Origin of the sequence: Nakamurella sp., assembly GCF_044224575.1 — a bacterium.
In the GTDB taxonomy this organism is placed as follows: Bacteria; Actinomycetota; Actinomycetes; order Mycobacteriales; family Nakamurellaceae; genus Nakamurella.
The window spans coordinates 49,995-74,270 of sequence record NZ_JBGAKE010000018.1; the positions used below are offsets into that span (position 1 = coordinate 49,995).

The 24,276-nt window shown below is 68.7% G+C and carries 17 protein-coding genes; 9 read left to right on the top strand and 8 right to left on the bottom strand.

All coding sequences use genetic code 11. The annotated features are described in order from the left end of the window. Nucleotides 1–28: 28 nt before the first annotated feature. The 3 genes from ACILSK_RS18570 to ACILSK_RS18580 form a co-directional block, all read right to left on the bottom strand. Nucleotides 29–406 (bottom strand): type II toxin-antitoxin system VapC family toxin, encoded by a 378-nt coding sequence (locus ACILSK_RS18570; RefSeq protein ID WP_395728665.1) that lies wholly within the window; start codon nucleotides 404–406, stop codon nucleotides 29–31. Then, the gene (locus ACILSK_RS18575; protein ID WP_395728700.1) at nucleotides 403–603 is read right to left on the bottom strand and encodes a type II toxin-antitoxin system VapB family antitoxin; all 201 of its coding nucleotides are present in this window, start codon (nucleotides 601–603) and stop codon (nucleotides 403–405) included. The genes ACILSK_RS18570 and ACILSK_RS18575 overlap by 4 nt, the downstream gene beginning before the upstream one ends. A gap of 707 nt (nucleotides 604–1,310) precedes the next feature. Continuing rightward, on the bottom strand, nucleotides 1,311–3,074 hold the full coding sequence (locus tag ACILSK_RS18580; protein ID WP_395728666.1) for a CocE/NonD family hydrolase: 1,764 nt from the start codon (nucleotides 3,072–3,074) through the stop codon (nucleotides 1,311–1,313). A 157-nt stretch (nucleotides 3,075–3,231) separates the two neighbouring features. On the opposite strand from ACILSK_RS18580, the gene ACILSK_RS18585 reads away from it, so the two are divergent. The 3 genes from ACILSK_RS18585 (at nucleotide 3,232) to ACILSK_RS18595 (ending at nucleotide 8,143) form a co-directional block, all read left to right on the top strand. Continuing rightward, on the top strand, nucleotides 3,232–3,831 hold the full coding sequence (locus ACILSK_RS18585; RefSeq protein WP_395728667.1) for a TetR family transcriptional regulator: 600 nt from the start codon (nucleotides 3,232–3,234) through the stop codon (nucleotides 3,829–3,831). 34 nt (nucleotides 3,832–3,865) lie between these two features. Next, the gene (locus ACILSK_RS18590; RefSeq protein WP_395728668.1) at nucleotides 3,866–6,658 is read left to right on the top strand and encodes a LuxR C-terminal-related transcriptional regulator; all 2,793 of its coding nucleotides are present in this window, start codon (nucleotides 3,866–3,868) and stop codon (nucleotides 6,656–6,658) included. A gap of 120 nt (nucleotides 6,659–6,778) precedes the next feature. Then, nucleotides 6,779–8,143, top strand: a complete 1,365-nt coding sequence (locus ACILSK_RS18595) for an FAD-binding oxidoreductase (RefSeq protein ID WP_395728669.1) — start codon at nucleotides 6,779–6,781, stop codon at nucleotides 8,141–8,143. Nucleotides 8,144–8,203: 60 nt separating this feature from the next. Here the strand turns inward: ACILSK_RS18595 and ACILSK_RS18600 are convergent, their stop codons facing one another. Then, on the bottom strand, nucleotides 8,204–8,728 hold the full coding sequence (locus tag ACILSK_RS18600) for a nitroreductase family protein (RefSeq protein ID WP_395728670.1): 525 nt from the start codon (nucleotides 8,726–8,728) through the stop codon (nucleotides 8,204–8,206). Continuing rightward, nucleotides 8,725–9,018 (bottom strand): DUF6092 family protein, encoded by a 294-nt coding sequence (locus ACILSK_RS18605; RefSeq protein ID WP_395728671.1) that lies wholly within the window; start codon nucleotides 9,016–9,018, stop codon nucleotides 8,725–8,727. Before ACILSK_RS18605 ends, ACILSK_RS18600 begins: the two co-directional genes overlap by 4 nt. 1,366 nt (nucleotides 9,019–10,384) lie before the next feature. Between ACILSK_RS18605 and ACILSK_RS18610 the strand changes: the two genes are divergently transcribed. Beyond that, complete coding sequence (locus ACILSK_RS18610) at nucleotides 10,385–11,425, top strand: hypothetical protein (protein WP_395728672.1); 1,041 nt, start codon at nucleotides 10,385–10,387, stop codon at nucleotides 11,423–11,425. A 1,861-nt stretch (nucleotides 11,426–13,286) separates the two neighbouring features. Then, a complete protein-coding gene (locus ACILSK_RS18615; RefSeq protein WP_395728673.1) occupies nucleotides 13,287–14,792 on the top strand; it encodes a discoidin domain-containing protein in 1,506 nt (501 codons plus the stop codon). Nucleotides 14,793–14,877: 85 nt separating this feature from the next. Here ACILSK_RS18615 and ACILSK_RS18620 read toward each other — a convergent pair whose 3' ends face one another. Continuing rightward, nucleotides 14,878–15,675, bottom strand: coding sequence for a PrsW family glutamic-type intramembrane protease (locus tag ACILSK_RS18620; RefSeq protein WP_395728674.1), 798 nt, complete (start codon nucleotides 15,673–15,675; stop codon nucleotides 14,878–14,880). Between the two features lie 331 nt (nucleotides 15,676–16,006). On the opposite strand from ACILSK_RS18620, the gene ACILSK_RS18625 reads away from it, so the two are divergent. Beyond that, entirely contained in the window at nucleotides 16,007–16,801 is a 795-nt protein-coding gene (locus ACILSK_RS18625; protein WP_395728675.1) for an alpha/beta fold hydrolase, read from the top strand. Nucleotides 16,802–17,006: 205 nt separating this feature from the next. Next, the gene (locus tag ACILSK_RS18630) at nucleotides 17,007–17,441 is read left to right on the top strand and encodes a nuclear transport factor 2 family protein (RefSeq protein WP_395728676.1); all 435 of its coding nucleotides are present in this window, start codon (nucleotides 17,007–17,009) and stop codon (nucleotides 17,439–17,441) included. A gap of 60 nt (nucleotides 17,442–17,501) precedes the next feature. Here ACILSK_RS18630 and mdlC read toward each other — a convergent pair whose 3' ends face one another. Both mdlC and ACILSK_RS18640 read right to left on the bottom strand, forming a co-directional pair. Beyond that, on the bottom strand, nucleotides 17,502–19,130 hold the full coding sequence (mdlC, locus tag ACILSK_RS18635; protein ID WP_395728677.1) for a benzoylformate decarboxylase: 1,629 nt from the start codon (nucleotides 19,128–19,130) through the stop codon (nucleotides 17,502–17,504). A gap of 33 nt (nucleotides 19,131–19,163) precedes the next feature. Then, a complete protein-coding gene (locus tag ACILSK_RS18640; RefSeq protein ID WP_395728678.1) occupies nucleotides 19,164–20,483 on the bottom strand; it encodes a hypothetical protein in 1,320 nt (439 codons plus the stop codon). Between the two features lie 347 nt (nucleotides 20,484–20,830). On the opposite strand from ACILSK_RS18640, the gene ACILSK_RS18645 reads away from it, so the two are divergent. Together ACILSK_RS18645 and ACILSK_RS18650 are read left to right on the top strand one after the other, a co-directional pair. Further along, on the top strand, nucleotides 20,831–22,534 hold the full coding sequence (locus ACILSK_RS18645; RefSeq protein WP_395728679.1) for an NAD-dependent malic enzyme: 1,704 nt from the start codon (nucleotides 20,831–20,833) through the stop codon (nucleotides 22,532–22,534). A 434-nt stretch (nucleotides 22,535–22,968) separates the two neighbouring features. After that, the gene (locus tag ACILSK_RS18650; RefSeq protein ID WP_395728680.1) at nucleotides 22,969–24,018 is read left to right on the top strand and encodes a hypothetical protein; all 1,050 of its coding nucleotides are present in this window, start codon (nucleotides 22,969–22,971) and stop codon (nucleotides 24,016–24,018) included. Nucleotides 24,019–24,276 lie beyond the last annotated feature (258 nt).

Genomic DNA, 24,276 nt, shown 5'->3' on the forward strand with positions numbered 1-24,276 from the left:
GTCATCCTCGCGTGCTGGCGCCGGCCGACTACGGCGGTTGAGGCTGGTCGTGGGCGATTCCGAGCTCGGCCGCAATCGCCGTCAGCCGCCTGTCCCGGCTCCACAAGAGGGAACCGGACGTGAGCAACGTCGCCGCGAGCAGTTGAACGTCGACGTAACCGACCCCGCGGCCGAACAACCGTTGCCGGTCGATCAGAATCCGGAGCTCGGAGTCGGTCGCGACGGCGGCCTGCGACAGATTGCCAAGCAGCCCAAGGACCTCGACCCGGTTCGCGAGGTTTCCGAGGGCGATCTCCCCGGTCACCCAAGGATGCGCGAGGACATGCCCGTCCCGCAGGAGCGCCACCAACGCGGGGTTGCCGGCACGGAGATGGTCGATCCAGACCGACGTGTCGGCGAGGATCATGATGTGGGCGAGTCCCTATATCGCGGGACGGCGGCGGCGTCCGGCTCGCTCCCGCCGAGCGACGCCAAGCGGCGGGCGCTTTCCCTCTCGATCAACGCCCGCAGGCCCTGACGAACCAGGGCACCCTTCTCCGTGATCCCGCTGAGGCGCTGTGCCTCTTTCACAAGGTCGTCATCCAGAGCGATCGTCGTTCGCATCTTGACCTCCATGCACACTCAACAGCATCAATTGGTGATGCTACACGCACCGAGGCGACCAACCCAGGGCCGGCTTTGGCAGACTCCCGGGTGCCCTGCAGCACCGTGCGCAGCCAGCGGGGTTGCGGCGCCGAAGTCCCGTCGTGACCGTCGACGCCGTCGAACGAAGGAGACCCGCCGGCTGGACGGCCCCACGGCGCCCCCACTCTGCATCTGCCGCACTCGAACGCGTGGCGCAAGGAGTAGTGAGGCGAGGGGCGCTCCTGTCACTGCGGCCAACAGTCCCGCCCGGCGCCGTCCCGACAGTTGCGTCGCCGTCACCCGGTCGTTGTCCGAGACGCGTCCGTCACTCACCAAGGACTATTCATTTCACACAGTCGTGACCCACGTCACCCCGAGCACACTGGTCGTAGCAAGCAGAACGGCCGACAGATTCGGGACCCGGTGCAAGCCGCGCCGGATACCGACACCGGGCATGCCGCGCGATGGGATGTCGAGTCGCTCCGCCACTTTCCACTCTTGGCCCGCCGGGCATGCCGTCCACCAGGGTCACGAGAAGTGCCGACCGACGTCCCGGACCGCCCAGTGAGGTTCGCGACGTCTCGATCCGCCCGGCCGATCACCGACGGGGGCAGCGAGCAATCGCTCCACCGGGACGTCGGCTTACGGGCGGCCAGGAAGCGGTCTTGACGCGCGGTGGTTGTCGGTCAGCCGGCGCCCGTGGCTGGCAGTACCGGTAGCAGTAGCTGGGAGTCGGCGAAGACTTCGTTGACGGCACTGGTGCCGACCGGGGTGTGCCGGAAGTTCATGATCGCCGGGCGGTCCTTCGGTTGATCGTCGGACGTCAGGACCAACCGGATCCGGTGGCCGGCCCGGAACCGGCGGGCGTTGGGCACCAGCGGGATGCGGTACTCGACGGGTTCACCGACCGGCACCACTTCGGCGTGCCGGCAGGGCAGCGTCGGCGCGCCGGGACGGCTGGTCTGTTCGTCCACGGCGCGCAGGCTCGCCCGCAGGAAGCCCGCGGTGACGTCGACCGTGGTGCCGTCCTCGTCGACGTCCTGCAGGACCGCGATCCAGGCAGTATCGGATGCGGTGCTGGCCGCGTGCAGGCGCAGTTCGATCTCGCCGACCACGTCGGTGTCCTGGGCCAGCGGGACGGTGTCCCAGGACAGCAGGCCCGGCAACGGGAACGGGTTGGCGTTGGGCATCCGGTTCAGCCCGGCGCCCTCGCACAGGTACCGGCGCGATGCCGCCCCGTCCGGGTCGCCGCCCAGGGTGCCGTCGGCGCCGAGCGCGAACACGCGGTGCTCCGCAGACGGGGGCCAGGCCTCGGCGGTGCGCCAGTCGTCCTGGCCGGGCAGCAGGTAACGCACCGCGGGCCCGTCCATGATCCCGGTGTCCCGCCCCTTGAGCCAATGGTCGAACCAGGCCAGCGCCTCCACGTGCAGGCTCTCCCACGGCCAGGTGAGACCGAACTCGCCGAGCATGCCCATCCGGACGTTCGGGTTGTGCCGCAACGCTTCCCATGCAGTGAAGGTGCCGGGTAGGTGCAGCGGCACGTTCTGCCAGTCGCAGCCCAGGTAGACCGGGATGTCCACCTCGGCCAGCAGCGGCAACACGTTCCGGTCGTCCCAGAACCCGTCCCGGACCTGGTGTTCGATGGCGATCTGCTGGAACAGCCGGTCCCACGGGACCGGGTCGTAGTGCAACCGCATGACCTTCTTGAGCCCGGTGACGGCTGCCTCACCGTTCATGTGGGCCAGCCGGGCGTGGATCCTCGGCTCGTTCAGGACGTGCCGGACGGCGGCCAGCAGCTTGCCCCGCCAGAAGGCGTCACTGCGTCCGGACGTCACCCCCATGGCCGTCACGAAGGGCGCGTCGAAACTGGAGCTGAGCAGGCCGTGGTGGTAGGCCGCGTCGTACAGATCGGGGGTCACGGCAACCGGGAAGATGGCCTTGAGGTGCGGCGGCTTCTCCACCGCCGCCTCCAGCTGGGCCATCGCGAAGTAACTGATTCCGATCATGCCGACCGTGCCGTCGCACCACGGCTGCGCGGCCGCCCACTCGACCACGTCGTGCAGATCACGCCGCTCCTGGCCGTCGAAGAAGCCGAACGTGCCGTCCGACCCGCCGGTGGACCGCAGATTCACGATGACGTGCACATAACCGCGCGGGACGAAGAAGTCACTCGCCCCAGCCTCGATGAAACCCATGGGCGCGCCGAGGTTCTGAATTTGCCGCGGGTACGGCGACGCGGCGATCAAGGCCGGGAACCGGCCGTCGTCGTCGGGGCGATGGACATCGGCGAACAACCGGGACCCGTCACGCACCCGGATCTCGACGTCCTCGTCGGTGGTCATCCGGTGACGCGGCTCGGACAGCTCGCGGTACTCCCGGCCGGTGGTCTGCGGGCCGTTGAGGCGACGCTCACCCGGTCCGGTCCCGGCCGACTCGATCCTGGTGACCATCTGACCCCCACGTGTCGTCCGCTGGCGAAATTTCCGCGACTGAGGAAGTCTGGACGACGCGGGGCGTTCCCGCAACAGCTGTGACCTGGAGTGGCGAATGGTGGACGGTGGGCGGCGTGGGCCCAGCCAGGAACGCGGCGTCGTGATGGATCGCATCGTGGCCCTCGCGCGGGCCTCATTCGCCGAGCACGGCTGGGCCGGCACATCGCTGCGGGCGGTGGCCCGCGACGCGCAGGTCGACCCGCGGCTGGTGTCCTACTACTTCCGGACCAAGTCGGCCCTGCTCGAGGCCTGTCTGCAGCCGCCACCCGGGTACCTCGAACGGATCGCCGCCGTCGCCGGTTCGCCGCTGCCCCAGCGCGGCGCGGCCCTGGTCCGAGTGCTGCTCACCGCGTGGAACGACCCGCACATGGCCGCCGTGCTGCGCTCCATCATCCTGACGGCCGCGCACGAACCGATCGCCCGGGACCGCCTTGCCCAGGTCTTCCGGGACAGCATGATCGGCGCCGTCGCCCGCTCACTCGACGATGACGAACGTGAACTCCGGGCCGGACTGGTGGCCAGCCAACTCGTCGGCCTGGCCCTGACCCGCTACGTCTGGCGCCTCCAACCGATGGCCGACCTCCCCGACGACGCAGTGGTCACCCTGATCGGACCCACCATCGGGAACTACCTCACCGGCCCGCTGGCCGCATCGGTCGACGACGGGTCGACCACGGGCGCCCGGCCGCTCCGTGAGCCGACCGGGTCAGCTTGAATGGAGTGTCGGCCGGCGGCGGAAAGGACATCCCGTGTCCATTGGATCGGTGGAATCAGGCACCTTGGACCCGTCACCCAGTTGGCGATCAGCTGCGGAGTTGGCCACGTCGGCGTTGCAGCGGGCTCGGTCGGGTGAACCGACGACGTTGGTCGTCACCGGCGAGTCCGGCATGGGTAAGTCGACGCTGCTGGACGAGGTCGCGCGCGGTGCACAGGGCTTCAGCGTCCTGTCGGCCGAGGGCCTGGAAGGGGACGTCGATCCGTATTCCAGCCTGGTCGGATGGGGCCTGTCGATCGACCGGGCGGACCCGCGGATATCGTCACCGTTCCTCATCGCCCAGGAGATCCGCTCGGTTCTGGACGACATCGGCCCGGACCAGCCGGTGCTGCTGCGACTGGACGATCTGCAATGGGCCGACCCCGAGTCGGTCCAGGCGTTGATCGCCTTGATGCGGCGGATGTCCGGGGATCGCCTGCTGCTCATGGTGGCCACCCGACCCCTGGGTGACCTGCATCCGGAGTGGCAACGGTGGGTGGACCGGTCCGATCGGGTCGTGCGGGTCTCCCTCCAGGGGTTGAGTCTGGCCGAGGCGCAGGAACTGGCTCGGCGGCTGCAGCCCGGGCTGGAGCCATCGGACGTCCGGATGCTGTGGGAGCACACCGGACGCAATCCGCTCTACCTGACCGCGCTGCTGTCCGAGTACGACCGGGCCACATTGGTGGGCAGCCGGGTCGCGCCGGCACCGGAGCAGTTCGCCCGGATCACCCAGCAGCAATTGGCCCGGCTCGGCACCCCGGCCACGCGCATGCTGCGTGCGGTTGTCGTCCTGGGGGCCGGATGGGTCCCGCTCACCGATGCGGCCGAAGTCGCCGGCGTCGCCGATCCGGAGTCGACGGTGGATTCGCTGACCGCCGCGGGGCTGGCGGTGATCCGCGACCTGGCCGGCGGCGCCGAGGTGCGGGCGGCCCACGCCCTCCTCCGGTCCGCGGTGTACCAGCAGACACCGCTGCCGGAGCGACGCGAGATGCACGCCCGTGCAGCGCACGTCGTTGGGCTGCAGGACGCAGTCCTGGATCATCGGGTGGCGGCCACGACGGGATACGACGACGCCCTGGCTGAGGAGCTGGCGGGTTTCGGCTGGTCCTGCTACGACCAGCAACGCTATCGTGATGCCGCCAAGTTCCTTCGCCAATCTGCCGGCCTGACCTCGGACGTCGGCCGGCGGGAGCGTCGTTGGCTGGACTCGCTGTACCTGGGGGCGGTGGCGGGTGATTTCGCCGCCGTTCGGACGGAGTTCGACCGCGTCCGGCTGGCCCGGGATGCCACCCGGCGCGCGCTGGTGCTGGGCGCGACGGAGATCCTCCAAGGCGCTCCCGTGCTCGGCGTGCAGATCTTGACGGCGGACCCCGACCTGCTGGGCGGGCCCCCGGGCGACGATCGTGACCGCGCCCGGGTTCACTACCGTCTCCAGGCCCTGCTTGCCTGGGCCAGAACGACATCCGGCGCCGCGACGGCCCTCGTCCTGGCCGGAATTCAGCAGTGCGCCGAACTCGGCGTCACCGACGCGGCGATGACGCCCATGCTCAGATACGCCTCGGCCATCGTCGCGCTCCGGGTCCAAGGCTCTGAGGCGATGCTGGCCACCCTGCCACCCCTTCCCGATGATCCTTCGGCGGTACCCGACGACATGGCCCCCCTGGTCGGAGTCCGTGGAATGATGCGGATGTTCCGCGGCCAGTTCGACCGGGCCCTGCGAGACCAGCTGGTGACCCAGGCCCGTGTTGCCGCCGGGCGGGAGGCCGAGGCCTCGCCCGGAGGGGTTTATGCCTTCCTCGGCTACCTGTACTGGTGGACCGGTCAATGGGATCTGGCCCGGGTCAACTTCCGCCTCGCCGTGCAGAGCACCCGAAGCGAGGTTCTGCCCACGGTGGGTGCGGTGGCCGTCCTGGACGGGGCCGGGCGAGGCGAGTTCGCCGAGACCGACCGGCAGTTGGGGCGACTGGAGTCGCGACTGTCCGAAACCCCCTGGCCGGAACCGATCGCCCAGATCCTCGAGGTTGCCGTGGTGCGGTTGCACGCCGAGGCCGGCGCCGAGACCGCCCGCGCGGAGCTGTTACCCACCTACCGCGCCCGCTGGCCCCAGGCCCTTGACATCGGCCTGCAGTCGGTGCGTGGCCCCCTGATGGTGGCCCCGGTGCTCGCTGCGATCTGGGCCGACGACCTGGAACAAGCCGAGACCTGGCTGCAGTTCGTCGATGCCGGGCCCGAACCGCCGGCGTGGGCCGCCGCGGTGGCCGGTTGGTTGCGTGCGCTCATGGCTGAACGGCGCGGCGACCAGCGAACCGCCCTTGAGCTCGTCCGGCGAGCCGCCGACGACGGCGCTCAGGCCGTTCCGTTCTATCGCGCTCACCTCCTGTCGGATCAGGCCCGTCTGGAACTGGCCGCCGGGGAGCGGAGCCGAGCCGCTCGGGCCGCCGCCGCCGCGTTGAACATCTACCGCCGACTGGGTGCCGCGTCCTACCTCGACCGCCCCCACCTGAAGGTCGACGAGAGCGACCCGGACGCGGGCAGGCCAACCGAAACCAGGGCCGAACCGGTGACCGTGTCGCTCCGCATCCTCGGCGCCCGGTTCGGCCTGTCCGACCGAGAACTGGACGTGCTGACCCTGCTCGCCGGCGGCCTGAGCATGAAGCAGATTGCCCAGGAGCTGTTCATCACCGCGAGCACCGTCAGCTTCCATCTCGGCCGGATCTACAGCAAGGCCGGCGTTCACTCCCGCCATCAGCTCACCGGAATCCTCCGGGCGGAGTCGATGTCCGCGTGAGGGGCCACGTCAGCGCCGTGATCGACCACCGACGGCACCGTCCGCTGTCCCGGGTGCCCCATCTGCATCTTGTCGTCCGCCGGCCGAACCCATCCGAAGATTGCGGGGAATGAGCCACCGATGACGTCCATCGCGCAACAGCTCCGGGCAGCCGGGGTGACCCGGGTCGTCGGCCCGCAGGATCCCGGGTACACCGAGGCCACGGCCGGCTTCGACACGGCGGTGACCATCGCTCCCGATCTGGTGGTCGTGGCGGACACCGTGACCGACGTGGCGAGCGCGGTCGCCGTGGCCGCCGATCACGGCGAACGCCTGACCGTCGTCGGATCAGGACACGGTCGGCTCGCGAACGTGGGCGGCGGCATCGGGATCGCCATGCAACGACTCGAGTCGGTCGAGGTCGATACCGGCGCCGGCCTGGCCCGCATCGGGGCCGGCGCGACCTGGGAGCCGGTGCTGGCCGCGACCGCGCCGCATGGGCTTGCTCCGCTCTGCGGATCGGCCCCCGGGGTCGGGGTCGTCGGCTACCTGCTGGGCGGCGGGCTGGGGCCGCTCGCCCGCACCTACGGGTTCTCAACCGACCGGGTGCGATCGATCGACATCGTCACGCCGGCCGACGGTCCCCGGACCGTCACGGTCGACTCGGATCCGGACCTCTTCTGGGCGTTGCGGGGCGGCAAGGGCGGCTTCGGCGTCGTCACCGCGGTGACCGTGGAACTCCTCCCACTCACGACCGTCTACGGGGGAGGGTTGTATTTCGACGCGGCCGATGCGATCGACGTGCTGACCACGTTCGCCCACTGGTCACCGGCGCTTCCCGAGTCGTCCACGGCATCGATTGCGCTGCTGCGTCTTCCGGCCCGCGATGCACTGCCCGAGCCGATTCGCGGGCGCATCGTCGTCCACCTCCGGTTCGTCAGCACCGACATACCCGCCGACGCCGAACATCAGCTCACGACGATGCGCCGTGCGGCGACGCCCGTGCTCGACACCATCGGCCCGCTGCCGTACACGAAGATCGGCACCGTCCACGGCGACCCGACCGGCCCCATGCCGGTCGCGAACGGCTCGAAGGCCCTGGCCGGGCTCGGCGAGGACACCGTGCGGGCCCTGCTGGCCGTCGTCGGCCCGGCCACCGAGGCGCCCCTGTCATCCGTTGAGATCCGCACCCTGGGTGGCGCCGTGGCCCGGCCCGCCGCCGCGCCGAACGCGGTCGGGGGGCGATCCTCGGCCCATCTGCTGAATGTCTATGCCGCCCCGAATCCCGCGCTCGGCGACGCCGACCGGTTGGCCGCGGTGCGGTCGGCGCTCGGTTCCGTTGTGCCGTGGCATGCCCCGACGCAGCTGATCAATTTCGTCGGTCGGGGGAACGATCCAGACGACGTCATCGGCGCGTGGACTCCCGCCGAGAACGACCGGCTCGATGCTGTCCGCAGCAGGAGCGACCCGGCCGGATTGCTCCCCTTCGCCGGTCACGGGAGCTGACGCGACCAGCCCGGCAGCGAATCCGTCGCCCGCGTATCGACCCGTTCGGCGGACCCGGACTCAGGGCACGAATGTCGTCAGATCCCGCCAGGTGATCGCGCGCCCGCGGCGGATCGGTGCCGGTCCACCCGCGGCCGGATGCCCCAGACAGACGATCATGTCCGGCTGCAGTCCATCCGGAAGTCGCAGCAGCGTGCCGACCGCAGCCTTGCTGAACGATGTCACCGGCCCGGCACCGATGCCGAGCGAGTGCGCCGCGAGCAGGATCGTCGCCGCCGCGGTCCCGACGTCGATCCACGGGCCGGGAACATCCGGCCGGAATCCGAAATCGGCCGCCAGCGACCAGTCGGTGCAGATCACGATGGCAGCGGTTGGCCGGGCAATCATGCCGGGCGACACCATCCGCAGGACGTGCAACGTCCCCGGGTCGTCGGTGGCGACGAACCGCTGCAGATGACGGTTCCCGGCGCTTGGGGCCCACCGCGCGGCGTCCAGAATCGCCTCCAACGCCTCGCGGCCGACCGGCTCGTCGTCCATCGAGCGGACGACCCGGCGGCTACGGATCGCTGCCAGGACGGCGTTCACGGCGCGTATCGGTTTCTCAGGACGACCGCCAGTTCACTGCACACCCGGTCGAGGCGGGCGACGTAATCCTCACGATCGACCTTTGGCACCGCCAGCTCGGGCAGGGTGGTCAATGGCCCGGCGAGGAACTCCGCGGTCGATGGCGAACTGTGGGCGGCCATTGCCGCGCCGAGTCGCCGGGCCGCCGTCAACAGCCGCATCGGCCCGTATTCCCCGGCCTCGTCGACCTGGGTCCGAGCACTGGTCACCAGGTATGCCAGTAGCTCCAGGGCCTCGTCCTCGGTCAACACGCCGGTGAGTGTAGGGACGCTCTCCGCTCGGCGTTCACCCGACGTCGACTCGACGACGACAGCGACCAGTGTGGTGAGCCGACGATCGGATTCAGACGACTGCCGGGATACCGACCCCCACGACGGGCCGGTCGAGCAGTCCGACCCGGTCCGGCCAGGCTCCGCATGGTGAGGGCCGGTGCCGCTGGTCAGGATTCGCTCCCGCGAGCGAACAGGGCAGCGAAGGGCAGTCGCGCCGGACGGGTCATGAAAGCCGCTACCACCTAGGAACTTTGCACAGTCGAACGGACGAGGTGCGTCGATACGGTTTGTGCTCACCGTTCACCCATTGCGCGGCCTGCGGATGCGCTGGGAGAGCCACGACGAAGGGCTGGAAATGATCACTGGACTACTCACCGGGGAAGCGGGCACGGACTCGGACCGCGCAGAACGAAGCACTGGTCTCACCACCCTTGCCATTGCTTGCCTACTGACCGTGATCGTCGCCCTGATCATGGTGGACCTCCATCTTCGTGAGGGCAAACGAAGCCGGTTCGACCCCTGTCCAACAAAAACGATCGCATAACGACTTCCAATTGAAGGGATCATCTTGATGCATCAGATCGCGCACCGCCGCAGGGGATGGCCTGGACTTGCCGGGCTGATCACTGCCACTGCTTTGGCCTTCGGTGGCTCGGTATTGACCGCGGGGGCCGCCGACGCGGTGACGGCCGACCCGATGGACCAGGTCACCTTCAGCTTCCGGGCGGCGCCCGGTCAAGGGTTCACGGTTCCCAGCGGGGTGACCAGATTGCGGATTGACGCGGTCGGAGGCCGCGGCGCGGACGCAGTGGGTGCCGGCGGTGCCGGTGGTGCGGTGTCGGCGACGTTCGCGGTGACCCCCGGCCAGGAATTATGGGTGCAGGTCGGTGGTGACGCCGGCTCCGGGGACTGTAACGGCACTCTCACCTGCGGTGGCGCCGGCGCCGGTGCCGGCGGGAGCGGCGGCGCCGCCGGTGGTGGTGGCGCGACCAGGGTCAGCCTCGGCGGCTCTTCTCTGGTCGTCGCCGGTGGTGGTGGCGGCGGCGGTGGAAGCGACTTCTGCGTCGCCGGTGGGGCCGGTGGTTCGGGCGGCGCCGCCGACCAGGTCGGTGCGGCAGGCTCGGACTGCGGTGGGTCGGCCAGCGGCGGCTCCGGCGGAGGGGCCGGCAGCGACGCGGCGCCGGGGGTCGGCGGGGCCGGCGGCTACGCCTGCCAAGGCCTCTATCGGGGTACCGACGGCAACGCCGGCTCCGAGACCAACGGCGGCAACGGTGTTTCCGGCTACACCTCGACGGGCGCAGGCGGCGGCGGCTACTTCGGCGGAGGCAGTGGCGGCGCAGGCGGGATGTGCACGCCGGGCTTCGAAGCCGTGTCCTATGGAGGTGGCGGCGGAGGCGGCGGAGGCAGCAACTTCGCCGCCGCCCAGGCTTCGGACGTGTCGATTGGCACGAGCGACCGCGGCCTTGGCCAGAACGGACTCGTTACCTTCACACCGTTGACCGCGACCGGCATCGCCCCCCAGTTCACCAGCCCGAGCGCAGCGAGCTTCACGGCGGGGCAGTCCGGCTCGTTTACCGTCAGCGCGACCGGCACGCCGCTGCCTGGACTGGCCGCCACCGGCCTCCCGGCCGGATTGACCTTCACCGACAACGGTGACGGCACAGCGACTCTGGCCGGCAGACCCACGTCGGCCGGCACCAGAACGGTGCAGGTCACCGCGGCCAACGGAACCGCCCCCGATGCCCAGCAAAACCTCGCCGTGACCGTCGCGCCGCCCGCCGCACCCATCAAGGCCACGGGCAAGCCAGGCACTCCCGTGCTGTCCGATGACAACGGATGGGACACAGGGCTGCGCGATAGTGATTACACGATCACCATGAACATGTGGTGGGGCAACAACGGTTCCACCTACCGCCTGTTCGAGAACGGTAACCTGATCGCCAGCCGCGACCTGGTCGACAACAGCCCGGCCGCCCAGCAGGTCGCCGTTCCCGTGACCGGCAAGGCCGATGGGACCTACGTGTACACCTGCCAGCTGACGAACAGCTTCGGCACGACCTCATGCGGCTCCCACACCGTCACGGTTGCCGACGCCAAGCCCGGCACTCCCGTCCTGTCCAAGATCCAGACCGGCGCCTGGGGCAGCGGCGACTACACGGTCGCGATGAACATGTGGTGGGGCACCAACGGTGACACGTACCGGCTCTACGAGAACGGGGTGCTGATCGACAACCAGACGCTCACCGTGCACACTCCCGCGGCTCAGCAGGCGACCACGGTCGTCAGCGGAAGGCCGAACGGCACGTACGAGTACCGTGCCGAACTGTCCAACGAGTTCGGCACAACCACCAGCAGCGGTATCTACACCGTCACGGTCGGTCAGTGACGCGAAATCGCGTCCAAGCCAGGTGGTGAGCTGAATCAATGAACGGGTAAGGGGTCGGGTCACGAGGACCCGACCACTTACCCGTTCGATCGGTCGGAATGACGCAGACTCGTCGCCGAGCGCTGCAGTGACTCCAGCCCGTTGTGAGAACTTGATTCCCGGTGTGTGAACGGGAACATTCCGGCCGGATCATACTGGGCATGGGTCGCCTCCAGTCGCTCGTTCTGCGCCGGGGTCCACAAGCCGAGAACGTTGTCCGGAACCGATTTCTTCAGGTCGAAGTAGCTAGCCCAACGTGCCCGACGGGTGCGCCGCGGATCTGCTCGGGTACGCCTGACCGGCCGAAAGCCGTAGCAGCGCAACCGATGCCGTGGTGATTCCGCGCCGGCGCCCAGTTAGCGAGCCTGGGCCATCACCGGACGCGTCTGCGTCTCGTCGAAGTACAGGTCCTCTGTACACCGTCGCGACTGGGAGCACCTCCGGAGTGGGCGGTGAAGCGCCGAGACCCGACCCGATGACGGTCATGGTCTGGTTGTGGTCGCTCCGAATCGCGTCTTTCGATGATTCGGGCAGACAACCACATCTCCGATGCCGGCGCACCTGTGAGTTTCACGCAGCAACTGTGAATTCTGCACAGATGCGCCTAGGTGACTCCCCTTTAGGGTCTTGTTTGTGAGCTGATCGAGCGTCTTCCAATCGCCGAGGGTGATTGCGATCGGTCGGGGATCTCTGCGACGCAGTACCACTGTCCGGAATCGACGCGCGATGGCCGTGCGGCGATACATCGATCTTCAGGAGGCGACTGAAATTGTCTGCCAAACGCGACAACCGTGGAGTGTCCCGGTGGACCGGGAGCGCCGCTCGACCTGCTGCCGGGCTGTTCCGGCGATCGGTGTCCGCCGGTGCGGTGGTGGCGGTGACCGGGGCGTTGGCGGTGGCCGCTGCTTCGCCGGCCGTGGCGACCGAGCCGACGGGAGTGTCGGAGTACCGGGTCGTCGTCGGCTACAGCGGCGGTGAGACGCGGGTGCCGGTGCCCGCGGGGGCAACCGAGGCTTACATCGAGGCCGGCGGCGGCGACGGAGCACCTAGCGACCCCTGCGGGCCGTGGCCAGGCTTGACCGACCCCGAGCAGTGGACAGATCCCTACTTCGGAGTGGGCAACGCTGCTGGTGGTGGTGGGACGTGGATCCACGGCACGATGAGCGTGAACGGGGGTGAATCCCTGCTGGTGGCGCCGGGCGGTGCCGGCAAAGTCGCGGATGTCACACCGGCGCAAGCGCAAGCGGGTCAGTGGACCCAGACCGCACCCGGTGGTTGGGGTCTGAACGGGACCAGCGGTGGGGCGGCCCAGACGGCATTCATGGACGACCGGGATTGGATCGGCACGGTCGGCAGTGGCGGTGGTGCGACCACCGTTCGCAAGACCGGGTTCAGCCCGACGACCGTGCTTGTCGCCGGCGGTGGAGGTGGCGCAGGCGCCTGCTATGCGATGCCCGGCGGGGTCGGTGGGTCGAACGGTAACGGTGGCAAGGGACCGTATGTCAAACAATATAACGGTATGGCCACACCGAACGCTCGTCCCGGCGACGGGGGCGCATTCGGCGCTGAGTCGACGGGCGTAGGCGGGTTCAACGCCAGTGGCGGTGGCGGTGGCGGTGGCGGTGGGTACCGTGGCGGGGACGAGGGTAGGACCGGCGACGAGTCCAGACTCATGATTGATGAGACGTGGGCTATTGCCGGCACAGATTTGGCGCATTGGGGTTCGGGTGGTGGTGGGGCGGGTTCGTCGTACACGATGCCGGGGTTTGCGGTGGGGTCGACGTCGGGTGCGTGGACGACGCTGACTCCGCATGATGGTGAGGTGCGGATCGTGTTCCGTGGGTCGAATCTGGTGGTGCCGCGGGAGAATGTGGCGTTGGCGGGGTCGGTGACGGCGGCGTCGTCGTTGGAGAACGGGCAGTGGTCGCGGGCGGCCTTGAACGATGGTCGGGTTCGTAGTGGTGGTGATGTGAAGGGTTACACCTCGGAGGTGCAGCCCAGTGAGTGGTGGTCGCAGTCGGTGACGGTGGATCTGGGCCGGGTGCAGGCGGTGGATCAGGTGACGTTGTTCCCGCGGACGGCGGTCCCCGGTGAGGATCGGGCGGTGACCGGGGCGGGATTCCCGCGGAACTTCACGGTGCAGGTGTCCGATGATGGGCAGTCCTGGAGGAATGCGGCCGGTCTGGTCGATCAGTCCGCCGATGGTGGCGGTTCGGTGACGTACCCGTTGGGGGCCGCGACCAGTGGCCGGTATGTGCGGTTGGATGTGTCCCGGTTGGGTCGGAACGCGCCGGGGGATGGTTTCCGGTTGCAGTTGGCCGAGGTGCAGGTGTCGGGTCGGGGCGACGGTGATGTGGCGTTGGGTGCGGCGGTGTCGTCGCCGAATGCGTTGAACGGGTTCGGGTTCTCGCCGGCCGGGTTGACCGATGGGCAGGCGAATGCGGTGACCGGTAACAATGGCTATTCCAGTGCGGGTGCGGTGTATCCGTCGGTGACGATCGATCTGGGGGCGGAGCGGTCGGTGGGTCGGTTGGTCTTGCATCCCCGGCTGGCTCGGGCGGATGAGCCGGCCGATGTGACCGGTGCCGGGTTCCCGAAAAGGTTTGATGTGGACGTGTCCAATGATGGTTCGACGTGGCGTACCGCTGGTCATTTCGAGCAGCAGTCGGCCGACGATGGTGTCGCCCGAAGTTATGATCTGACCGCGCCGACGCAGGATCAGTACACCGCCCGGTATGTCCGGTTGAGTGTGCTGGAGGCGGGTCGGGCGGCCGGGCACGGCGACAATGAGCAGCGGTTGCAGTTGGCCGAGATGCAGGCGTTCGCGCCGCCGGCGTGGAATCTGGCCCGGGCCAGGACCGTGGCCGCCAGCACGTCCCTGGATTTCGGTCCGGGTAGTGGGTTCGATCGGGTTCAGCTGACCGACGGGGTTTCCGGTAGCGATCCCCGCCATGGTTACACCAGCGATGGTCACTCGAGCTCGTCGAGCCAGGAGTGGGTGAGTGTGGATATGGCCCGCTCCCGCAGCATCCATACGGTATCCCTCTCGCCGCGGGTGGCGTGGGGTAGTGAGGCGCCGGAGGTGACCGGTGCCGGGTTCCCGTTGAATTTCCAGATCCAGGTGTCCGATGACGCCGTCACCTGGACGACCGCGGGTTCCTACCTCAACCAGCGGGCCGATGACGGGAAGGACAAGATTTATGGTCTGGCCGCCGGGACGAGCGGGCGGTATGTGAAGGTCGTGGCCAGTGAGCTGGGGCGGCGGGCCCCCGGGGACAACGGGCTCTACCGGCTGCAGCTGGCCGAGATGACCGTGCTGGGTACCTGACCCGTCACACCCGAAGGAATCCGGCAGGGCCGGGGTGCGTTCAAGTACTCCGGCCCTGCCGGATTCCACCGGCGCCGCTTCGTGGCTATGTACTGCGATCGGGCGATGTCGGGTCGTGGTTCACGCCGCGGACACCGAGGAAATAGGCGAGGGCACACACACCGAAGACGCTCAGGGCCGAGAGCAGAAGATATCCGCCGGTGTTGCTCGAGTCCCACAGTGAATGAAGCAACACGGCCGACCCGAATGCCCCGAGGAACACGAGAATCGCCGCCAACGACCATCGGCGCTGGAAGGCGTAGCCAAGCGCACAGCCGGCCAGGCCCGTCCAGGCAATGTGCGTGGCGGGGGCAAAAAGCCCTCGCTCCCAAAGTATGTCGTCCACGTCGGAGAGGGTGTTCCCCGCGTGGACGATCGCGGCTCCGGAATAGCCGAGCGTCTCGATGACGGCGAATCCACCCCCGGCGGCCATCCCTATGATCAACCCGTTGGCGGCATCGCGCCGGACCAGCAGCAGGGCGACGAGCGGGATGATCAGTTTGGATGCTTCCTCGATGACGGCGATCGCGATTCTCGGCAATTCGCCATAGGCAACCTGGAGCCCATACTCGCCAAGGCCCGCCAGAACCACCCCGACCACACCGCCGACGGTGGCGATCACAACCAGATACACCGGTCCCACATCAGAATCGGCGGACATTCCGTCGGCCAAGCTGACAACCGTGGCGGGGACGATCAGCGCCCCGACGAAGAGGTAGGCCGGCCACAGGTGTGGATTTCCGGTGATCTGGCACGTCAGCCGGGTGACGACGAACAGTGCTGCGCCGACGATCAGCACGACCAGCCACATGTACCGCCGTGAAATCGGAATGCGGACTGTCATTTGCGCACCCTACCGCCGACACCAGCTTCGTCGGTTGTAGATGGTGCTGCTTGTCGCGGGCATGGTGACCTGCCTCCCCTCGGTCATCCTGTCGCCGGCGCGACTCGCGCGGTCGCCAGGTGTGCGACGATAGGGACCGTCCGGCGATCGTCACCACCAGCACCGTCAGCTTCCACCTCGGCCGGAGATCCGCCAAGTCCGGTCTGCACTCGCGCCACAAGCTCACCGGGCCGCTTCGCGAGCAAGTGATGGCGGCCTGACGACACGGCAGGCGGGTGACTCCGCCCGTCCGCCGGCACCCATTAGCCCCTGCTCGTTCGGAAGAAACGTGATGACAGATCATTTCACCGCAGATGGCCGGCCCATTGCCTGGACCACCGAAGGTGTTGGACCCGCCGTCGTCCTCCTGCACGGTCTGGGGGGCGACCGGCAATTCTGGGCGAACGAGATCGCAGACCTCAGCCGAGACTCGCGCGTCATCGCCGTCGATCTACGGGGATCCGGCGGCACACCGACGACTCCCGGCGGCCACTCAATCTCGGACCTCGCCGACGACGTGTTCGCCGTTCTGGACGAGTCGGGCGTGGGTGCGGCCGCCGTCGTCGGCTTCTCGATGGGTGGCCTGGTCGCGCAGTCGATGGCGGTGCGACAGCCACACCGAGTCAACCGAATCGTCCTCGCATCCACCTACGCGGTCATGAACGTTCAGGCACGGATGTTCCTCGATGCGGTTCGGGACGTGGTCGTTGCCGATCATTCACTTCGTGCGGTGTACCCCCTCATCTGTCCGTGGCTCTTTTCGCTCGACTTCCTCAGCACACCGGCCAACGCGGTCTGGCTGGGAGCGGTTGACGATGCGGAGGAGCCACCGGCAGCATGGCTCGCCCAGTACCAGACGCAACGCGACTTCGACGGACGCGCGGATCTCAACAGAATCACCGTGCCGACTCTGATTTTGTTCGGCGACGAGGACCGTCTGGTTGATGCGTCCGACGTCGCAGTCCTGGCCGATGTGATCCCCGGGGCCACCATCAAGTCCTTCCGCGGATCCGGCCACCTCATCAATCTGGAGCAGCCTGGTCCTTTCTTGTCCGAGACGAGGGCTTTTCTCGAGGCGGGCAGCTGATCTCCAGGGGCCGTTCCCGGTCGGGTCGCACCATGCGGGCGGCGTGCCCGCCGTCCGGTGGCCACCGACGATCCTGTGAACTTCGCACAGTCGCATCGGGGGAAGCGCGAGTCACGATGAACAAGCGTTGACAACAGGATCACGGATTCCGGGTCGCACGATTGCACGACCTTCGCGGTGACCCACGACGAACGGAGAGAAGATCATGAGCACGACCACGCAGCCGACTGAGAGCGCCTCGACTCAGGACGTCGGGACATTCCTGCGTGACTGGTTCGGACGGCTGGCGGAAACCGGTTGGACGGCAGATGTCTTCCTGGCTCACCTGTCGAACGATCTGGTGTGGACGGCAACCGGGTCATCACCGGTGTCCGGGACCTTCCACGGACTGCAGGCATACACCGACGGCGTCTACCGCAAGCTCGACCAGAAGCTGGAACGGTGGCCCACCCCCAAGGTCGAGCGCATCCTGGCCGACGGTCAGTGGGGTGTCGTCGAGTTCACGTCAACCGGCGGCTTGGGCAAGAACGGTACTGACTACAACATGCGCTATTGCTGGCTGATGCACGTGACCGGAGACAAGATCGATCAGGTCATCGGATACTACGACCAGCTGAAGGTGGCCGAGCTCTTCCGGTGACCAGTCCGGGGTGGTCGGGGTGACGCGCACGCCGACCACCGGCAGACCGCCGGCCGGGCCCTACCGTTCTCCGTATCCGGACAGGGGTCGCTGCTGGACCTGGATCAGCCGGGGCCCGTCGCCGGACAACGCTTCTCGAACCAGATCGGTCAGATCCGCGAGGCTGTCCGCTTGGACTGCGGGTATGCCGTACCCGGTGGCGATTCCAAGGATGTCGATGTTCGGCAGGTCGAGCCCGGGGGCGTCGGTGGCGTCCAAGAGTCGGGCGAACGACTTCAGCGCGCCGTACTCGTGGTTGCGAGCGACGACGAACACGACCGGAACCCGGTAGCGCGCCGCGGTCCACAGGGCGCTGACCGTGTAGTGCAGGGCGCCATCGCCGATGATGGCCAGCACTCGTCGGGACGGGTCGCCCAACTGGAGGCCGATCGCCGCCGGTACACCCCAACCGATCGCGCCGGATGCCGGAAAGTACAGACTTCCCGGCCGGGACAGATCCAGCCGGTCCCAGGCAGTGTCGACCGAGGTCCATTCGTGGGCGATGACGGTGTTCGCTGACTTGGCGGCGTCCAAAGCATCGAGGATGCTCTCCGGGCTGAAGGCCGGGCCGGTCTCGTCGAGGCATTGGTCCCGGTCACGCGAAGGCAAAGACGCCCGTCGCATGGCCCGCGTCGCATCCGCCAGGGTGGACAGGGCAGCGGACGGATCGCCGACGAGGATGCGACCGATCGGCGCCCGAGCAGCTTCGTCGGCATCGGACGTGACGGCCCACAGTACGGTGCCCGGCGGCAGGTAATCGCCCTCCGAGGGTGCGTGATAGCGGAAGATCGCCGCACCGAACGCGACGACGACGTCGTGGCCCTGCAACTGCTGACTCACCCCGGTGATGCTGGCCGGCAGGATCCCGCGATAGTTCGGATGACGGGTGGGGAAGGGGCAGCGCGAGGGGCTCGGCGCGACGAAGACCGGCAACGCGAGCTGTTCGGCCAGCCGGACGGCGGCATCCCAACCGACGCGGTTGTCGATCCCCGGCCCGAGCACCATGGCCGGATTGGTGGCCGCGGCCAGGACATCCTCGAGCAGCGCCAGCGATTCGGCGGAAACGGTCGGCTGCCCGTGCACGACGCGAGCCTTGAGGTGCTCGAGTGCATCGGCTTCCGCGTCGTGGTCCCAGTCGTCCAGCGGCAGTGAGATGTAGACCGGCCCTGCGGGAGCGGACGTGGCGTACAGGATGCCCTTCGACAGGGCCAGCGGAACGTCTTCCGGTCGCAGTGGCTCGCAACTCCATTTGACCAGCGGCCGGGCCAGCATCGGGGCGTCCACGTTCGTCAGCATCGCGTTGACCGCGGCATACCGTCGGGTCTGCTGGCCGGAGGTGACGATCACCGGAACGTGCCCCGACTGGGTGTTGGTGAGATTGCCCATGGCATTGCCCGTCCCGGCCGCGGAGTGCACGTTCACCAATGCCGGTCGCCCGGTGGCCTGCGCAAAGCCGTCCGCCATGCCGATTGCCGCTCCCTCGTGGAGGGCAAGGATGTACCGGAAGTCGTCGGGAAAATCGCGGAGCAGGGGAAGCTCGTTGGACCCCGGGTTCCCGAAGATCGTGGTGATCCCATGGCGACGGAGGATCTCGTAGAAGGCATCGCGAACGTTCACGGTCGTCCTTTCCAGGCACGGTACGGGTGTCATGAGATGGTGGCAGCTCTCCGGCACTGGCGGGGGTCAAGCGGCGAGGGTGCCAAGAGTGGGGATCCATCGGACGGTGCCCAGCGCCGCCACGGTCAGCCCGACCACCACCGCCACGGGCCAGATCAGGCCGTGCACGTGTCCGAGCAGCCCGAGCCCGAAAGCGAGTACCAGGGAGGCGGTTCCCACGACCAACTGGTTGAACCCGATCACGATCGCCCGGTCGTGGCGGACGGCCCGTTCCAGCCACATCTGCCGCGCCGTCGACAGCATGCGGGCGGCGAAGGTGGCGAGCGCGAAGATCAGTCCGAAGGCCGGGTTGTCCGGCCCCAGCTGGGCGACGTCGGTGCGGATGGACAGCACCCCGGCACCCACCACGATCAGGGCAGCCGCGACGTGCAAGCCGCGAAGGGTCACCCACTTGCGGATCAGCGGCCACAGCACGGCGTAGGCCACCAGACCGGCGGCGGTATACATGACAACGGTGTGCAGGCTGTCGCTGGCGGACCCGTGCATGGCCGCCCCGTGGGCGGTGAAGAACGTCATTCCCAAGGTCACCGTCAAGAAGCAGATCTGAACCAGCATCAGCACGCGCAGACCCGGGTCCGCGCGGTAGTGGCGGCCGCCGGCGAGCAACGCGTGCTTGAGCGTGATCCGTGCTTCGGCCCGGTGCCGGGGTGGGCAGACGATGCGCAGGCAGAACGGGGCCGCCGCGGCGAAGGACAGGGCACCGAGCCAGATGAGCGCGACATGCGCCGACACGGAGTCCGGTCGCGGCATCAGGACCAGGTTGGCCGCGGTGATGGCGAGTACGAGCACCCCGGCGGCCGCGCCCTGCAGGGCCGAGACCCAGCCCAGGTCGCGAGTTCGCAGTGCGGTGGTCGAAACCTCCAGGGTGAGGACCGATGCCGCCCCGCTGAGCAGACCCAACGCGACCGCAGCGCCGAGGAAGACGAACTCGCCAGCCGCGCCGATGAGGGAACCCAATGCGGCAATCCCGGTGACCGCAGCAGTCGCGGCGGCCGCTGCGGCGAGCAGCACGGGTGTCCGTGAGTGGATGCGGGAGACCGCGGCGGGAGCGGACAGGTTTCCGATCACCACGGCCAACGAATACACGGGGAAGATCAGGAACGCGGCGATCGGCGAACCACCGTTGGCGATACAGACGAACGGGAGGACGGCCGTTGGCGCCGTGAGTTGGCTGCCGACGCTGACCGCCGCCGATTGTCCGAGGATCGCCCGGAAGTTGCGTGTGTGCGGCAGCGGCCCCCCATCGACCCCGGTGCCGGACCGGGCGGCGGCAGGCGGGGTCGCGTCCTGTCGCCCCTGAATGACTGCAGCGGAATGCATGAGCACGCGAACCCCTTCGTCGATCATGAAAAGCGCAACCCGACCGACAGTCCTGGCCGGGTCGCCCCATTCTCAGAGTCACGTCTTCTCGGCCGGCTGTGCTTTCTGCACAGTTCGTGGCACGACCACGGTGAATCGGCGTCATTCAGGTCGCCGGTCGGTGCCGGCTCCGAGTTCGACCAACCGGGGCGGGCTTCGTCCGTGCCGAGAACCTTTGCGGGGGCGGCCCGCCGCGGTCGACCATGACTCGACGAGCCCGGGAGTTATGCACAGTCGGTCGGCAACTCGATCATGCCATCGTCGATGTTGTCGACGGCGGTCGACGGACATCTGGCCCGCCCGGAGGAGAAGACGTGCGCGACCATTCGGTGCTGCTCGACCCGCTGACAAACAAGGGAACCGCGTTCACGATTGAGGAGCGAGCGGAACTGGGTCTGGTCGGAATACTTCCGGAGGCGGTGGAAACCATCGACCAGCAACTGCAACGCGAGTATCAGGCGTTCCGATCGCGACCGACGGCATTGGACAAGCACCTAATGCTGCGGGGACTGCAGGATCGCAACGAGGTGCTGTTCTACCGGCTGGCCGCCGATCATCTGGCCGAAATGCTGCCGATCATCTACACGCCGACCGTGGCCGAGGCCTGCCGGTCGTTCAGCCACACCTATCAGCGTCCGCGGGGCCTGTTCCTGTCGTATCCGGCGCGGCGGAGGATGCGTGAGGCCCTGCGCAACCGCCCACGCGACGAGGTGGACGTGATCGTCGTGACCGACGGGGAACGCATCCTCGGAATCGGCGACCAGGGTGTCGGCGGGATGGGCATTCCGATCGGCAAGCTGTCCCTCTACACCGCGATCGGCGGGATCGACCCGGCCCGGACGCTTCCGATCGTGCTGGACGTCGGCACCAACGATCCGGCTCGCCTCGCGGATCCCGGCTACCTGGGCTGGCGTCACCCCCGTGTCACCGGCGCCGAGTACCACCGCTTCGTCGCCGATTTCGTCGCAGCGGTGCAGGACGAGCTGCCGGGAGTGCTCCTTCAATGGGAGGACTTCGCCATCGACCACGCCGAGCCGATCCTGGCCGAATTCCGCGATCGACTACTGACCTTCAACGACGACATCCAGGGCACCGCGGCCGTCGTGCTGGCCACGGTCCTGCGCGCATGCGGCGTCAGCGGCACCCCGATCCATGAGCAACGAATCGTGCTGCTCGGCGCCGGATCGGCGGCAATCGGCGTCGCCCGCTACCTTCGCGCGGCGATGATCGAGCACTCGCTCAGCCCGGCGGCGGCCGCCCGGCGGATCGCCCTGGTGGACAAGTTCGGCCTCGTCCATCAGGACCGGGCGGACCTCAGCCCGGCGCAACGCGAGTTCGCCCGTCCGCCGGCCGACGCCACGGATTGGGCGTCGGACCAGGGCGGCGCGAACCTCGCCTCGGTGGTTGAGCGGTTCCGGCCCACCACGCTCATCGGCCTGTCGACCGCGGGCGGCGCGTTCACCGAGCCGATCGTCCGGCAGATGGCCCGGAACGCTCCGCGCCCAATCATCCTGCCGCTGTCGAATCCTTCGAGCTGTTCCGAGGCGGACCCCCGAGATGTCCTGACCTGGACCGACGGCCGGGCCTTGGTGGCGACCGGCTCACCCTTCCCCCCGGCGACCACCGTCGACGGCCCGGTCGCGATCTCGCAGTGCAACAACGCCTTCATCTTTCCGGCGGTCGGGTTGGCGGTGATCGCCGCAGGCGCCACCCGTGTGACCGAAACGATGTTCGCCGCAGCCGCGTCCGCGTTGGCCCGGCTGGCGGGAGCGGGCCGCCCGGTGAGCGCGGGCCTGCTGCCGCCGGTCGGCGACCTTGCCGACCTGGCGCCACGGATCGCGTTGGATGTCGCCGTCCGGGCGGTCGCCGACGGAGTGGCGCCGCACCGAAGCCCAGGTGAGCTGGCCGATCGGATCGAGCAGGTCCGCTGGCGGCCGGGCTACCGGCCCGGGCCTGAGGCCCGGGATCATGCCGGCGTCGAGCTCGACGGCGACCGTCCGGTTCGAGTTGTCGCCTGAGTGTCGTGGCCGTCGGCTGCCCGTCGGGCTCGCACGACGCCACCCTGCGCGCGAAAACAGATTCCCGGCAGTTGACGACGAGAGACGACGAGAACGACCGTCAGCTCGCGAATACCGCGGGAACTGGGTGTTCCGCACAGCCGAGTCGAAGGCCTCTCCTCCGAGAATCTAGGTGACAGAAACGACTGCGACAGCCCCGCCGCGGCCCTTCGACCGGGCCGGACGGAGCGGGGGGTCGCCAACCGAGAGCGGGAGCGACCATGGCACCGAGGCCGGGTGGGATTGACCGACCGCACGCACCGCGCAGTCGAATGCGAGGGCCGGCCGGGTATGCGGTTGCGGGCTGCGCGATTCTGGCGGTCGGCCTGACGGGGTGCTCGACGGTGGGTTCGGGGTCCGATCCCCAGCAGGTCGCGGCGCCTGCGCCCAGCGCGATGTCGATCACCGCAAGCGCGGACGCCGGCCCGTCGGCCGTCGGTGACGCGTCCTCCACCGTCGGCACCTTCGCCGCGCTCCAAGACGCGGTGACAGCAGCGGCAACGACCGGCGGGACGGTCACACTCGGCGCGAGTGTCACCGCCGCCTACGGTCAGCGACTCGACGTGCCCATTGGGCAACCGGTCACGTTGGACCTCAACGGCTTCAACCTCACGGTGACCGGCCCCATCCAGACGCAGGCGGCAATCCACGTCCGGATCGGCGCTTCGCTGACCATCACCGACCCGGACGGCCCCGGCACGGTCACCACGGCCACCGTGGGCAACGGTGTCGCCGCTGCCATCGGCGGTGACGTCGGCGAGAACGGCGGGGCCATCATCATCGACAGCGGCAGTGTGAACGCCACCGCCGTTCAGGGCGCCGGGATAGGCGGCGGTTACGGCGGGTTGGCCAAACCAGGGGGCATGGGCGCCACCGTCACCGTCAACGGTGGAGTCGTCAACGCCACCAGCACAGACGGGGGCGCGGGAATCGGGGGAGGGGCCGGCCCGGCCGGTGGAGAAGGCGGCGTCGTCACTGTCACCGGGGGCAAGGTGACTGCGACAGCGAACAACCTCGCACCCCGACCGGTGGTCGGCGCGGGTATCGGCGGCGGTGGCGGCGACGGTGCCGGAGGAGGCGGTGGCGGGACGGTGACCGTCACCGGCGGCACCGTCGTCGCGACGTCGAGCATCGGCTCAGGCATCGGCGGCGGGTCGGGGTCGCCGGGTGGCCCCGGCGGCACCATCAACCTGTTCGGCGGCACGGTCGTCGCGAGCAGCGTGAACCATGACGGAGCCGGCATCGGCGGGGGCGTGGCGGCCAGTGGGTCAGGGCAGCTCACGCTCGACGGAGCGTCCACCGGCATCCCGGTCGCCGACGGCGGTGCCGGCACCGCCGCGCCCGCGCCCGCAGCCGGACCTCGGTCACCCCTCACGCCGGCACTGGAGTACACCGCCACCGCCAGCACCGGGTATTTCGAGATCGAGTTCTCCTGGGATCGTTGATCGCCCTGCGGCACCGCCGTGGATGCAGATGCCGGCCGCCGTTGAGGCAGGCCGGCATCACGCCGAAAGCCCCGACCACGGTGACGTTGCCCGCGAAAGGCTCGCAGGAAGCGATCTCGACCGGTCTTCTGCAGACCGTCATGTCTCCCGGAGGAATGCTCCCGAAGGGGTCGGATCGGCCGGCCTTGATCCGGACGCCCTGGTCGACGTCGGGTACGGCAGTGGGAATGGTGCCAGGTAGCTGAAACTGGCGATCTC

Bases quoted from the DNA above. Each gene is read 5' to 3' on its own strand.
- ACILSK_RS18575 (WP_395728700.1), bottom strand. From the start codon at position 603: ATGCGAACGACGATCGCTCTGGATGACGACCTTGTGAAAGAGGCACAG.
- ACILSK_RS18650 (WP_395728680.1), top strand. From the start codon at position 22,969: ATGTCGATCACCGCAAGCGCGGACGCCGGCCCGTCGGCCGTCGGTGAC.
- ACILSK_RS18570 (WP_395728665.1), bottom strand. From the start codon at position 406: ATGATCCTCGCCGACACGTCGGTCTGGATCGACCATCTCCGTGCCGGC.
- mdlC (WP_395728677.1), bottom strand. From the start codon at position 19,130: ATGACACCCGTACCGTGCCTGGAAAGGACGACCGTGAACGTTCGCGAT.
- ACILSK_RS18580 (WP_395728666.1), bottom strand. From the start codon at position 3,074: ATGGTCACCAGGATCGAGTCGGCCGGGACCGGACCGGGTGAGCGTCGC.
- ACILSK_RS18630 (WP_395728676.1), top strand. From the start codon at position 17,007: ATGAGCACGACCACGCAGCCGACTGAGAGCGCCTCGACTCAGGACGTC.
- ACILSK_RS18625 (WP_395728675.1), top strand. From the start codon at position 16,007: ATGACAGATCATTTCACCGCAGATGGCCGGCCCATTGCCTGGACCACC.
- ACILSK_RS18620 (WP_395728674.1), bottom strand. From the start codon at position 15,675: ATGACAGTCCGCATTCCGATTTCACGGCGGTACATGTGGCTGGTCGTG.
- ACILSK_RS18595 (WP_395728669.1), top strand. From the start codon at position 6,779: ATGACGTCCATCGCGCAACAGCTCCGGGCAGCCGGGGTGACCCGGGTC.
- ACILSK_RS18610 (WP_395728672.1), top strand. From the start codon at position 10,385: ATGTGCACGCCGGGCTTCGAAGCCGTGTCCTATGGAGGTGGCGGCGGA.